We start from the raw sequence: 12,365 nt of genomic DNA, 5'->3' as shown, positions 1-12,365 counted from the left end.
CCTACTTACTATCTTTTTTCGGCCTGAGCATCGGCTCTTGCGAAACGAATGCAAAGTGTGCTTAGTATTTGGGTAGTAACCGTGCTTACTAATTCATCCGGCGCCGCAGGTTCCCGATTTGCCGGCGGGCCCTTCCTGAAAGAGAGCAACGATGACAGAGAATGAATGGGCCCAGACGGCTCCAACGACGTCCATGGAGGCTTACCCGGGCACCGGGTCAGTCACCACAGCCGACACGGAGGGTTCCTCGTCGAAGAAGGAAGCAGCGAAAGACGCGGCCGCGGACGTTAAGGCGCAGGCCGCTGATTCCGCCCAGAATGTCGCCGAGACGGCCAAGACTGAAGCCGCTAACGTTGCCGGTGAGGTCAAGAGCAACGCCAAGGACCTGCTGCACCAGGCCCGGACGGACCTTACCGCCCAGGCCGGTACGCAGCAGCAGAAGGCGGCCGAGGGCCTGCACTCGATCTCCAGCGAACTGCACACCATGGCCAACGCCTCGGACCAGCCGGGTGTCGCCAGCGACCTGATCCGCCAGGCGGCGGAGCGTTCCGCCTCGGTCGCGACCTGGCTTGAGAACCGCGATCCCGGTTCGTTGCTGAACGAGGTCAAGTCCTTCGCCCGCCAGCGTCCCGGAACTTTCCTGCTCGCCGCCGCCGGCGCGGGCATCCTTGCCGGACGTCTGGGACGCAGCCTGCAGGCCGGAGCCCCGGACACGGAGCAGGCACCATCGAAGCCCACTCGACTCCCGTCGTCGGCAACGCCCCCCGCCCAACGGGCAACGACCCCCGTTCAGCAGGAGACGGTGATCGCGGCCGGCTCAGGCGACCGGTTCTTCGACGAGCCGGTCCTGCCCGGCACGTCGGGTCCTGTGTCGACCCGAACACTGCCGTCCGGGACCGCAGTCGACGCCAGCCTCCGGGACGATGTTCCGTTTCCGAGCCGGGAGGACGGCCAGCTGTGAGCCACCAGATACCGGAGCCATCGCCCAGCACCGCTCAGGTGAAGGCCGAAACGAGTTCCCTGGGCGAACTGCTCGGTGACGTCACCCGCGACATGTCCACCCTGATGCGTCAGGAAGTGGAACTCGCGAAGGCCGAACTGAAGCAGACCACCAGCCGGGCCGGCAAGGGCGGCGGCATGCTGGCCGGCGCCGGCGTCGCGGGCCACTTCGTCCTGCTGTTCCTCTCCCTCGCACTCTGGTGGGGCATCGGTGAGGAGTGGACCGGCTTTGGCTGGTCCGCGGTCATCGTCGCGATCATCTGGGGCATCATCGGTGCCGTCCTGGCCTCGATCGGCCGCAAGGAACTCAAAGCGATCAAGGGCCTGCCCCAGACCGCCGAGACGATTCAGGAAATCCCCCCGACCCTCAAGCCCAGCCACTAAAGCGAGGAAAAACAATGAGTGAAAACCCGGATGTCATCCGTGCCGACATTGAAGCAACCCGCGCCCGGCTTGGAACCAACGTCGACGCCGTGGCCGACAAGGTCACTCCGTCGCACATCGTCCAGCGCCAGACCGACAAAGTAAAAGACGCAGTCTTCGGAGTGAAGGAGAAGGTCATGGGAGCAGCCGACCACACCGCCGGCAACGTCCAGTCCGCAGGCGGCAGCGCCGCCTCGCACTTCAGCGATGCAGGCTCCGCCGTGGCGGACGCCCCGAACCAGGTCAAAGCCAAGGCCCAGGGCAGCCCGCTCGCCGCCGGCCTGATCGCCTTCGGCGCAGGACTGCTGGTGTCCTCCCTGATCCCGGCCAGCCAGAAGGAACGCGAGGCAGCCGACGCACTGAAGTCGGCCGCCGAGCCGCTCACCACCGAGCTGACCGAGGCGGCGCAGAACGTCGCCCAGGGGCTCAAGGAGCCCGCACAGGCGGCGATGGAGAACGTCAAGGCCACCGCCACCGACGCCGCCCAGAACGTCAAGGGCGAGGGCCAGACGGCCGTCGACGACGTCAAGGGCCGCGCCGCCGACGCCAAGGACAACGTCCAGCAGGCCTAGCCTGTCCCGGAAGACGGCCGGCTGCCCTCGCTGACGCGGCGGGCAGCCGGCCGCTGCGCTTAACCACGAAAGAAGATCCCGATGGCCAAGAACCTCACACAGGCGGACACTGGCTCCATGGACGACGCCGAAACCGCAACGAGCAGCACCGCCAAAGCGCGCACCTCCCCCGCGCCGGACGATTCCCGCAAGCCGGAACGCCCCACCGAAGTCACCAAGCCCACCTGGAAGTACATCGCCCGGAAAACCCTGCGCGAGTTCACCAAGGACCAGTGCCCGGACCTGGCGGCATCGCTGACCTACTACTCCGTGCTGTCCATCTTCCCGGCCCTGCTGGCCCTGGTGTCCCTGCTCGGCCTGTTCGGCGACGCGCAGAAGACCACCTCGGCGCTGCTGGACATTGTCCAGGGGATCGCGCCCGGTCAGACGGTGGACACCATCCGCCCGCTGATCCAGGAGCTGACCAGCTCCTCGGCCGCGGGACTGACGTTCGTCTTCGGCCTGCTGACCGCGCTCTGGTCCGCCTCCGGCTACGTGGGCGCCTTCGGCCGGGCCATGAACCGCGTCTACGAGACCGATGAGGGCCGGCCCTTCCTCAAGCTGCGCGGCACCATGCTGGGCGTCACCGTGGTCAACCTGCTGATCGTCGTCATCCTCGCCGCGATGCTGGTCCTCAGCGGCACAGTGGCCGAACAGGTCGGCAACGTGATCGGCCTGGGCGGCGCGTTCCTGGCCGTCTGGAACATTGCCAAGTGGCCGGTGATGCTGGTGCTGATCATCGTGGCGATCGCCATTCTCTACTACGCCACCCCGAACGTGAAGCAGCCGAAGTTCCGCTGGATGAGCATGGGCTCGGCCATCGCCCTGTTGATCTTCCTGCTCGCTTCGGTGGCCTTCGGGTTCTACGTGGCCAACTTCAGCAGCTACAACAAGACCTACGGCGCGATCGGCGGCATCCTCATCGCGCTGCTGTGGCTGTGGATCCTGAACATGTCGCTGCTGTTCGGTGCCGAGTTCGACGCCGAGACCGAGCGCGGACGCGAGCTCCAGGCCGGCATCGAAGCCGAGGAGACCATCCAGCTTCCGCCGCTGGGCACGAAGAAGAGCGACAAGCTGCAGGCCAAGGAAGAAGAGGACATTCGGCGGGGACGTGAACTGCGCGGGGAGCGCGCCGACAACGACGAGAACCAGCCGCTGCCGGGAGGCGGCCTCTCGTCCAGCGGCGCCAGCAGAATGGATCGCCCCTGAACGCGAAGCCCGCCTACGCGGAGTGCGAGCGGACACAGCGGGGGCACGGGAAGGCCACGCGTCTATCACCCTTGCAGCCGGCGCCCAGGCCAGCCAACATCACCCAAGGCGACCGCATGGCGGGTCTGATGATCTACCTTGCCGGGCCGGGGCGGGCCAACGAACACGAGGAGCCGCACCTCGTCGCGGGCGATTCGGCACTCATGGCCTGGCACGACGATAACGAGCTGAACCGCGACGCTGCCCTCGATATTGCCAACGCACTCGACCGGGCCCGGCAGTTCTACGGAACCGACGTCGACGGCAGACACGTCTTCCACTGCTCCCTCAGCCTGGCCGCCGAAGAAGGCCAGCTCAGCGATGAACGCTGGGGTGAAATCGCGAACGACTTCATGAAGGAAATGGACTTCACCGAGGACCGCGGCAGGGCTCCTTCCCGGTGGGTCGCGGTACGTCACGGACTGAGCAAGAACGGCAACGACCACATCCACATCGTGGCGTCCATGGTCCGGGACGACGGCACCAAATGGAACGGCTGGAAGAGCAAGTACAAGTCCCAGCAGGCTGCCAGGGCACTGGAGAAGAAGTACGCGCTGAACGTCGTCGGGACCCTGCGCGCCGAGCGCGGATTCACGCCAGCCGAACAGGCCAAGGCCGTGCGCCAGAACCTCCCCGAAGTTGAGCGCCACAGCCTCGCCCGCAAGGTGCGCGTCTGCGCCGCAGCATCGGTTGATGAGGCAGAGTTCGTCCGCCGCGCACGCCAGGAGGACATGCTCGTCCGGCCCCGCTACGCGGCCGGGCGTACCGACGTCGTGACCGGCTACTCCGTGGCCGAACGCCCCCGCAAGGGCGAACGGGCTGTCTGGTTCGGCGGAAACTCGTTGGGCCGTGACCTGGCCTTGCCCAAGCTTCGGGCAGAGTGGGAGAGCACCCCTGAGTCAGCTACTTCCGCTGTCGCGGAATGGAACGCTGCGGCGCGCAACCGCCGGCCGGTAAGCCCCGGCCGGGAGACGCTGCAACCATCTGCGGAGCTGTGGAGCAAGTACGCCAACGATGTCAGTTCCCTCCGGGAGAAACTGGCCGCCACCGCCAACGATGATCACGCCGCCTGGGCGCAGGCAGCCCGCGAGGCATCGGCGGCGTTTGGTGCATGGTCCAAGCGGATCGAACCTACGCCGGGACCGCTCGCAGACGCCGCCCGGGAACTCGCCAAGTCCGCCCAGCTGCGCCGCTACCCGGCACGCCCGGCAGTGTCCCTGCCGTCGGCGCGCGGGGCGGCGATGATCCTCCTGGCCGTGACCTCCAAGAGCGACCGTGCGGCGTACGCCCTCCTGTTCCGGCAGCTCGCCCAGACGGCCCGGGCGATCCATGACATGCACCAGGCCACGGACGATCTGCGCCGGGTCCGGGGACTTTCCACGGCCGTCCGAGCGGCCAGCAGGGTCGTCGAAGCCAGCGCCACCGCACAGACACTCACCGTACAGACACACACGGAACAGCCGATGTCGATGGAGACGCTGCGCCATCAGCACCCGGAAGCGTCAGAAGAAGCCCTCAAATCAAGGCTCCTGGTCGAACGTTCACGAGGCGGCTCACCGCTGCCTCCCGTTCTGACTCGACCAGATGCGGCGCAGCAGCTGCAGGGAACGCAACCACGGACCGAAGAGACTCACCCGCAGAAGAATCCAGGCATCGAGCGATAGGGGACGAGCATGAGCGAAGCAGACGGAATGGACGACGCGGTGGACGGGGCGATGCGTACCGGGCTGATGGTCGCCGCGCGCGTCGGAGAACAACTGGCACGAATGCGGGAAGAAGAGCAACGCACCATCGCCACAGTGGAGGAACACCGCGCCCGTGAGCTGCAGGAACGCTTCGACGCCCAGCGGGCTACCGCCCGGGCCCAGCTGGCACCGGTCTCCCGCGATGACTGGTGGGACAAGGCCACCCCCGCAATGATCGAACGGGTCCATGAAACCGCCACCGCATGGAAGCCGTTTGACCCCGTAGCTGCGCAGGCGGCCGGGAAAATCAGCGACCAGGTCCAGAGCCGTTACGGCATCGACGTGAATAACACCGGAGCGGACGAGGCCTCCGTGTCTGCGGCGCTGGCCCGCGCACAGCAAGCCAGATCCGAGGCCGAAAGTGAACGGACCAAAAGAGCGGCGGCGCGCGCCGATAAAGTGGTGGCCGGCGCAGCAGTAGCAGCAGCAAACCGCCAGGACCGGGCCGGCAAAAGCGAACCGGCTTGGGACACGGCAGAACGGCGCCAGCAGTTGGCCGAAAGTCTGGGAGGTAGAGGGGACCGCGAAGCAGTTATTTCTCGGCTCCTGGCAGACAAGCACCAGGGCACCCACCCCTCGGCTGCTGTTGCGCAGAAACCCTCATTGGCCAGGACATCAAGAACGGCTGAGCTGGGCGGCAAAGGCCGGCCTATGGAACGCGGGGGACTTGAACGCTGAATCTCGATTCTGCCAAGCCTTCTTTGAATGGACGCCACGGTCCACGTCGTCCCGTGCTAACCCTCTGTTCGCCCCAGCCCGTCAAGTGGGCAGCCACCTCCGGCTTGCTTTGGTCGGGTCGGTATCGCGTCCTCCACTCCTCGGGTGCGCCACTGCGCCCATGACGTCTGCGCAGGACGGCGATGCCGAACGGAATCAGGTCAAGGACGTAAGGCTATCCCGCTCGATTTCGAAGCAGCCATGGGCCGCCGAGCCGGCTCGTGACAGCGCACGGCAGCCTCTTCTGTACGCCTGAGGACACATTCCGAATCGAGTACCTGAACAGTGGCTGCCGAGTTTAGACTTGTTTGGCAGCACCGGAGCCCCAGAGCCTGATGTAAAAGGGTGGATCACCATGACGAGGGACAATTTCCATCTGACCCCGGAAGAGTCATTCCCGTTGCATCTGGAGCAGGTCTCAGACCAGGACTTACAGGTGCTCGACAGCCAGATCCAACGCCAGTTTGACCACGAGATCGTGGCCGAGGGCGAGCCCAATCCGGAAACAGAGTTCCGGCGGTACGAACTTGACGAAGAATTCGAGAGCCGAGATAAACGGTAACGACGGGTCGGGTCATCTTCTTGCGCCCGACTAGTGCGAGATTCAGGCGGCGGGCTGGGCCGTGACTTCGTGCGCCCGGGTGTAGAACCATTCGATGTGTTCGCGCAGGAGCCGGGCCGCGAGTTGGCCGTCGCGTGCCTTGACGGCGTCGAAGATGCCGTGGTGCTGGGCCCGGAGCACGCAGACGACGTCGGGCCACGCATCCATGGCGTCCATCGCTCCCTTGACGTAGCCGACGATCGCGCCGCTGAGGGATTCCATCATGGTGGCCACCACGGCGTTTCCGGCCAGGGAGCTGAGCGTCACATGGAAGCGCGCGTCGAGTTCGTGGAAGGTGGCCCGGTCAATGCCGGGATCATCCATGGCCTGGAGCAGCCTGGCTGCCTCCGCAAGCTCATCCTCGCCACCGGGCCGGGCCGCCCCCGCGGTGGCCGTCCAGGTTTCGAGCAGGATGCGGGTCTGCACAATGTCCTCGACGGGAAGCCGGCTGCTGGCGACGTGCAGTCGTAGGGCCGATGACAGGCCGGCCGAGGGATCGGAGACGACGATGGCCCCCGAGGTGGGCCCGGATCCCACCGAGCTGCGCAGCACCCCCATGGCGTCAAGAACCCGGATGGCCTCCCGCACTGACGAGCGGGAGATCCCGTAGGTTTCGGCCAGCGTGCGTTCACCGGGAAGCCGGTCCCCGAGTTTGATCTTGCCTGAGCGGAGGTCCGCTTCAATGTCCTGCAGGAGCGCGTCGTGGGTGCGGCGGCGGGGGTTTGCTCCTGCTTCGGCGGCTGTCACGGGCACTTCCTTCGAGTAGCGGGAGTGCGGGCCGGACGCTGGTCCGCACTCCCCGTAGCGGCGCGGCGGACGCTAAGGCAGCATCCAGCCAAGGATCGGGGTGGACTGGAGGTAGGACAGGGTGCAAAGCACCAGCAGCAGAGCCACGCTCCATCCGACTACTTTACGCAGGATCACCGATTCATGGCCTTCCAGGCTGACCGCGGACGCCGCAATGGCGAGGTTCTGGGGGCTGATCAACTTGCCCACCACGCCGCCGGAGGTGTTGCCGGCCACCAGGAGGTTCGGGTCAATGCCTGCCTTCAGCCCGGCCGTCTGCTGCAGCTTGGCGAACAGCGCATTGGCGGACGTGTCGGAACCGGTGACGGCGGTGCCGATCCAGCCCAGTACCGGGGAGAGGAATGCGAAGAAGGCTCCGGTGCCGGCCAGCCAGGTGCCGATGGAGACAGTCTGCCCGGAGAAGTTCATGACGTACGCGAGTGCCAGGACGGTGATGATGGTCAGCCCTGCCCAGCGCATCCGGTAGGTGGTGCGCCCGATCTCCTTGACGGCGTCCCCCACCGTGATGCTGTAGCGGCCGGCCTCGTTGTACTTCGAATACACAAACGCCACGATCAGGCCGGTGATCAGCAGCAGGGTGCCGGGGGTGGAGAGCCACTGGAACGAGTAGACGGTGGAGGACACGGGCTTCCCAGCGGCGTCGACCAGCGCGTCGTGGAGGATCGGCCACGGGATCTTCACATCGGTGGAGGCGAGGAATGCGGGCACGTTCACGCCCAGTTTCCACAGCTTCGCGATGCCGAAGACGACGATCACGAGGAAGTACGGGAAGAGGGCGAGCCAGGTGCGGGTCGGGGTCAAACGGTCTTCGGCAGCCTCGGCGGTGGCGACTGCCGCCGCCCTGCGTGAGCTGCCCCCTGCGGCGGCGACTGTCTTTTTCGCGTCCGCATTAGTGGCAACGCCGAGACGTTCGCGGGCGGCAACGCTGCCCTTGGGGGTCCAGACGCGGAAGAAGAGGACGGCCGCGCCGAGGCCGGCGAGGGAGGCGACGATGTCGGTGAGCTCGTAGGAGAAGTAGTTCGAGCACAGGAACTGCGCGATGGCGAACGAGAGGCCGACCACCAGCGCGGCGGGCCAGCAATCCTTGATGCCCTTGCGGCCGTCGAGGATGAAGAGCAGGATCAGCGGCACGATGGTCGCCAGCAGCGGCGCTTGGCGCCCCACGATGGAGGCGATGTCCGTCGCGTGCAGTCCGGTGAGGCCGGCGGCGGTGGTGACCGGGATGGCCATGGCGCCGAACGCGACTGGTGCGGTGTTGGCAACCAGGACGGCCGCGGCGGCGCGCAGTGGCGGCAGGCCGAGCGCGAGCAGCATCGTGGCGGTGATGGCTACTGGTGCGCCGAAACCTGCCAGGGCCTCAAGCAGCCCGCCGAAGCAGAACGCAATCAGCACGGCCTGCAGGCGCACATCACCCTTGCCGATCACGTCGAACACCCGGCGCAGGTCCTCGAAGCGTCCGCTCAGCACCGTTACCTGATAGAGCCAGACGGCCATGATCACGATCCACAGAACGGGGAAGGCGCCGAAAACCCCGCCCTGGGTTGCGGAGAGAAGCGCCAGGCCGGCCGGCATCTGGAAGGCCACGATGCCCACGACGAGCGCCACCAGGAGGGCGAACGCCCCCGCGACATGGGCCCTGGTCTTGACGACGGCGAGCAGGATAAAGAAGGTCAGGAGCGGCAGCAGGGCCACTAGGGCCGACCACATGACGCTGTTAAGCACCGGGTCGGTGCTGGGAGTGAAAGTGTCCACGCGAGTTCCTCCACGTTGAGAGACGACGGGTCTATGGTCGGACCACTGTGGTCGGACCATCAGAGTGTAGCGCATAGTTTGCCATTGCGTGTGACCGGGTTCACTTTATAAAAGTGTTTGAAGGTGGCGGGCGTCACGTGCTTTACTATGGTCAGACCACATCATCCTAGGCTCCTCGAAAGGGCTGTCATGAGAATCGCCTTATTCGCCACGTGCATTGTGGATGCGATGTATCCGGCCACGGCCCAGGCCACCGTGAAGATTCTGGAGCGGCTGGGACACGAAGTGCTGTTCCCCGCCGGGCAGGCCTGCTGCGGGCAGATGCACGTCAACAGCGGGTACCTCAAAGAAGCGGTTCCGGTGGTGGCCAACCACGTCGCGGCCTTCGACACCGGGGATTACGACGTCGCCGTCGCACCTTCGGGATCCTGCGTCGCCTCCGTCAAGCACCAGCATCCCATGGTGGCCCGCTCCTGCGGCGACAAATCCCTGGAAGCCCGTGCCAACGCCGTCGGCGCCAAGACGTACGAACTCTCCGAACTGCTGGTCGACGTCCTGGGGGTGACCGACGCCGGCGCCCAGCTCGGCTCGTATTTCCCGCACCGCGTCACGTACCACCCCAGCTGCCACGGCATGCGCCTGCTCCGGCTTGGGGACCGGCAGTCCCGGCTGCTGGCCAGCGTGAAGGGAATCGACCTGGCGGAACTGCCCGAAGCTGACCAGTGCTGCGGCTTCGGCGGCACGTTTTCGATGAAGAACGCTGATGTCTCCTCCGCGATGCTTGAGGACAAGACGGCCAACATCACTGCCACCGGCGCCACACTGTGCGCCGGCGGGGACGCGTCCTGCCTCATGCACATTGGCGGCGGTCTGTCCCGCCAGGGCAGCGCCGTCACTACCCTCCACCTTGCCGAAATCCTCGCCAGCACCGAAGAAGCCCCCGCGGCCGTCACCGGCGACGTCCTCGTCTCCACCGGAAAGGCCACACGATGAGCACCTTCCTCGGCATGCCCGCCCTGCCCGCTTACGGCACGGGCAACCTGCACGCGTCCCAGTCCTTCCCGAAGGCGGCACACCGTGAGCTCGGCAACGCCCAGCTTCGCGCCAACCTCGGCCACGCCACCCACACCATCCGTGACAAGCGGCTGAAAATGGTCTCCGAGCTGCCCGACTGGGAACAGCTGCGCGACGCCGGATCCGCCGTCAAGGAATCCGTGATGGCCCGGCTGCCCGAACTCCTGGAACAGTTCGAGGCGAACTTCACGGCACGCGGCGGCGTCGTCCACTGGGCCCGCGACGCGGACGAAGCCAACGCCATCGTCGCCGGACTGATCCGGGACACCGGGGAAACCGACGTCGTCAAGGTCAAGTCCATGGCGACGCAGGAAATCGGCCTCAACGAATACCTCGAAGAGCAGGGAATCGCCGCCTTCGAGACGGACCTCGCGGAGCTGATCGTCCAGCTGGACCACGACAAGCCCAGCCACATCCTGGTCCCGGCCATCCACAAAAACCGCACCGAGGTCCGCGACATCTTCCTGCGCGAAATGGAAGGCGTGGACCCGGACCTCACCAACGAACCGGCCCGCCTCGCCGCGGCCGCCCGGTCACACCTGCGGCGCAAATTCCTCACCGCCAAGGTGGCCGTCTCCGGCGCCAACTTCGCCCTCGCCGACTCCGGCACCCTCGCCGTCGTCGAATCCGAAGGCAACGGCCGAATGTGCCTGACCCTGCCGGAGACCCTCATCACCGTGATGGGTGTGGAGAAGCTACTGCCCACCTGGCAGGACCTCGAAGTGTTCATGCAGCTGCTCCCGCGCTCCTCCACCGGCGAGCGGATGAACCCCTACACCTCGCTCTGGACCGGCGTCACGGAAGGCGACGGGCCGCAGAACATGCACCTGGTCCTGCTGGACAACGGCCGCAGCGCCGCCCTGGCAGACGAAATGGGGCGCTCCGCCCTGCACTGCATCCGGTGCAGCGCGTGCATGAACGTCTGCCCCGTCTACGAGCGCACCGGCGGGCACGCCTACGGCTCCACCTATCCCGGCCCGATCGGCGCCATTCTCTCCCCGCTGATGACCGGCATCCAGGCGGAAGAGAACAACTCGCTGCCCTACGCGTCCTCGCTGTGCGGGGCCTGCTATGACGCCTGCCCGGTGAAAATCAACATCCCCGACATCCTGGTCCACCTGCGCAGCGTCGATGTGGACAGCCAACGCGGGAAGAAGAAGCTCCCCACCCAGATGGACGCGGGCATGAAGGCCGCATCCTGGGCGCTGTCCTCCGGCAAACGGCTCGGACTGCTCGAAAAGGGGCTGCCGCTGGGACGCCTCGCCGCAGGCCCCGACAAGAAGATCAAAAAACTGCCCGGCATCGCCGCCGGGTGGACGCAAAGCAGGGACATCCCGGCGCCGCCCTCCCAGTCGTTCCGCGACTGGTGGGCCAAACAACACCAGAGACTAGACTCCGCCGGCGGCCCCTTCGTGGCCCAGGAGACACCCGCACAGAACAAGGAATCCCAGCCATGAGCGCACGCGAGGACATTCTCGGCCGGATCCGCACAGCCCTGCAGGACAACCCCGAGGCACCCCCGGTTCCGCGGCTGTACCGGTCAACGTCCGGGCTGGACCAGGCAGCGCTGATCGAGCTCCTGGAGGACCGCCTTATTGACTACAAAGCGCAGGTGGCGGTGGTTGACGCCGCCGACGTGCCGGCACAAATCGCGGAACTCCTCGCCGATGCCCGGAGCTACGTCGTTCCCGCCGGGTTCGACACCGGCTGGCTGACCCACCTCGAACTTGACCGCGACAGCCGGCGCCGCACCGATTCCGCCGCCACACCGCTGAGCGTCTCTGAACTCGACGGCATTGACGCGGTCGTCACCGGCAGCGCCGTCTCCGTCGCCGAAACCGGCACCATCATCCTGGACGGCAGCCCCAACCAGGGCCGCCGCGCAATCAGCCTCATCCCGGACCACCACATCTGCATTGTGCAGGCCGCCGACATCGCCGGCATCCTTCCCGACGCCCTCCGCCGGATCGACGGCACCCGCCCGCTCACCATGATCAGCGGCCCCAGCGCCACCAGCGACATCGAACTCGAACGCGTCGAGGGCGTCCACGGGCCCCGGAAGCTCGACGTCATCATCGCCCGCTGAACCGGCGGGCCGCCGCTGAAAGTTCAGGGACCCCGGAACACAACTGCGTCCTCACCGCTGAACGAAAAGGAACGCCCATGACCCACTACCGCCAGGACGACTGGAAGCACCTCCTGGGAGCATTCGTGGAAATCAGGAAAGACGGCGCACTCGTCCGCAAGGGGCTCGTCGACGCGGGACTATCTCATTAACGGTGTATCCGGCGGTTTCCTTTAGTAGTTTTCAGCTGCCGGGAATCGGTCGCTGAAGGTGATGGCGAAGGCGTTCAAAGCGGGCTTCCAACGCACGGCCCATCGGGTCCT

General features: G+C 66.2%; 12 protein-coding genes. 10 read left to right on the top strand and 2 right to left on the bottom strand.

Going from position 1 to position 12,365, the window contains the following annotated elements:
- The first annotated feature begins 151 nt into the window (after positions 1-151).
- From ACFVY3_RS16240 to ACFVY3_RS16210, 7 genes are all read left to right on the top strand, one after another.
- Positions 152-961, top strand: coding sequence for a hypothetical protein (locus ACFVY3_RS16240; protein WP_400160508.1), 810 nt, complete (start codon positions 152-154; stop codon positions 959-961).
- Entirely contained in the window at positions 958-1,383 is a 426-nt protein-coding gene (locus ACFVY3_RS16235; RefSeq protein ID WP_400160507.1) for a phage holin family protein, read from the top strand. Before ACFVY3_RS16240 ends, ACFVY3_RS16235 begins: the two co-directional genes overlap by 4 nt.
- 14 nt (positions 1,384-1,397) lie before the next feature.
- On the top strand, positions 1,398-1,994 hold the full coding sequence (locus ACFVY3_RS16230; protein WP_400160506.1) for a DUF3618 domain-containing protein: 597 nt from the start codon (positions 1,398-1,400) through the stop codon (positions 1,992-1,994).
- An 81-nt stretch (positions 1,995-2,075) separates the two neighbouring features.
- Positions 2,076-3,242 carry a YihY/virulence factor BrkB family protein gene (locus tag ACFVY3_RS16225; protein ID WP_400160505.1) on the top strand — a complete coding sequence of 389 codons (1,167 nt, stop codon included), beginning with the start codon at positions 2,076-2,078 and terminating at the stop codon, positions 3,240-3,242.
- Between the two features lie 116 nt (positions 3,243-3,358).
- The gene (locus tag ACFVY3_RS16220; RefSeq protein WP_400160504.1) at positions 3,359-4,945 is read left to right on the top strand and encodes a relaxase/mobilization nuclease domain-containing protein; all 1,587 of its coding nucleotides are present in this window, start codon (positions 3,359-3,361) and stop codon (positions 4,943-4,945) included.
- A 9-nt stretch (positions 4,946-4,954) separates the two neighbouring features.
- Positions 4,955-5,704 carry a hypothetical protein gene (locus ACFVY3_RS16215; protein WP_400160503.1) on the top strand — a complete coding sequence of 250 codons (750 nt, stop codon included), beginning with the start codon at positions 4,955-4,957 and terminating at the stop codon, positions 5,702-5,704.
- Positions 5,705-6,098: 394 nt separating this feature from the next.
- Positions 6,099-6,305, top strand: a complete 207-nt coding sequence (locus tag ACFVY3_RS16210; protein ID WP_400160502.1) for a hypothetical protein — start codon at positions 6,099-6,101, stop codon at positions 6,303-6,305.
- 42 nt (positions 6,306-6,347) lie between these two features.
- Here the strand turns inward: ACFVY3_RS16210 and ACFVY3_RS16205 are convergent, their stop codons facing one another.
- Together ACFVY3_RS16205 and ACFVY3_RS16200 are read right to left on the bottom strand one after the other, a co-directional pair.
- Positions 6,348-7,091, bottom strand: a complete 744-nt coding sequence (locus tag ACFVY3_RS16205; RefSeq protein WP_400160501.1) for a FadR/GntR family transcriptional regulator — start codon at positions 7,089-7,091, stop codon at positions 6,348-6,350.
- Between the two features lie 72 nt (positions 7,092-7,163).
- Positions 7,164-8,903, bottom strand: coding sequence for an L-lactate permease (locus tag ACFVY3_RS16200; protein ID WP_400160500.1), 1,740 nt, complete (start codon positions 8,901-8,903; stop codon positions 7,164-7,166).
- Between the two features lie 189 nt (positions 8,904-9,092).
- Between ACFVY3_RS16200 and ACFVY3_RS16195 the strand changes: the two genes are divergently transcribed.
- From ACFVY3_RS16195 to ACFVY3_RS16185, 3 genes are read left to right on the top strand one after another with little or no spacing between them, the layout of a single operon-like run.
- Positions 9,093-9,896, top strand: coding sequence for a (Fe-S)-binding protein (locus ACFVY3_RS16195; RefSeq protein WP_400160499.1), 804 nt, complete (start codon positions 9,093-9,095; stop codon positions 9,894-9,896).
- Entirely contained in the window at positions 9,893-11,434 is a 1,542-nt protein-coding gene (locus ACFVY3_RS16190) for a LutB/LldF family L-lactate oxidation iron-sulfur protein (RefSeq protein ID WP_400160498.1), read from the top strand. The genes ACFVY3_RS16195 and ACFVY3_RS16190 overlap by 4 nt, the downstream gene beginning before the upstream one ends.
- Entirely contained in the window at positions 11,431-12,063 is a 633-nt protein-coding gene (locus ACFVY3_RS16185) for a lactate utilization protein C (protein ID WP_400160497.1), read from the top strand. The genes ACFVY3_RS16190 and ACFVY3_RS16185 overlap by 4 nt, the downstream gene beginning before the upstream one ends.
- Positions 12,064-12,365 lie beyond the last annotated feature (302 nt).

Source organism: Arthrobacter sp. BPSS-3 (genome assembly GCF_044628475.1).
GTDB lineage: Bacteria > Actinomycetota > Actinomycetes > Actinomycetales > Micrococcaceae > Arthrobacter.
This window is presented reverse-complemented; position numbering and strand designations above follow the sequence as displayed.

Bases quoted from the DNA above. Each gene is read 5' to 3' on its own strand.
- ACFVY3_RS16240 (WP_400160508.1), top strand. From the start codon at position 152: ATGACAGAGAATGAATGGGCCCAGACGGCTCCAACGACGTCCATGGAG.
- ACFVY3_RS16230 (WP_400160506.1), top strand. From the start codon at position 1,398: ATGAGTGAAAACCCGGATGTCATCCGTGCCGACATTGAAGCAACCCGC.
- ACFVY3_RS16225 (WP_400160505.1), top strand. From the start codon at position 2,076: ATGGCCAAGAACCTCACACAGGCGGACACTGGCTCCATGGACGACGCC.
- ACFVY3_RS16220 (WP_400160504.1), top strand. From the start codon at position 3,359: ATGGCGGGTCTGATGATCTACCTTGCCGGGCCGGGGCGGGCCAACGAA.
- ACFVY3_RS16215 (WP_400160503.1), top strand. From the start codon at position 4,955: ATGAGCGAAGCAGACGGAATGGACGACGCGGTGGACGGGGCGATGCGT.
- ACFVY3_RS16210 (WP_400160502.1), top strand. From the start codon at position 6,099: ATGACGAGGGACAATTTCCATCTGACCCCGGAAGAGTCATTCCCGTTG.
- ACFVY3_RS16195 (WP_400160499.1), top strand. From the start codon at position 9,093: ATGAGAATCGCCTTATTCGCCACGTGCATTGTGGATGCGATGTATCCG.
- ACFVY3_RS16190 (WP_400160498.1), top strand. From the start codon at position 9,893: ATGAGCACCTTCCTCGGCATGCCCGCCCTGCCCGCTTACGGCACGGGC.
- ACFVY3_RS16185 (WP_400160497.1), top strand. From the start codon at position 11,431: ATGAGCGCACGCGAGGACATTCTCGGCCGGATCCGCACAGCCCTGCAG.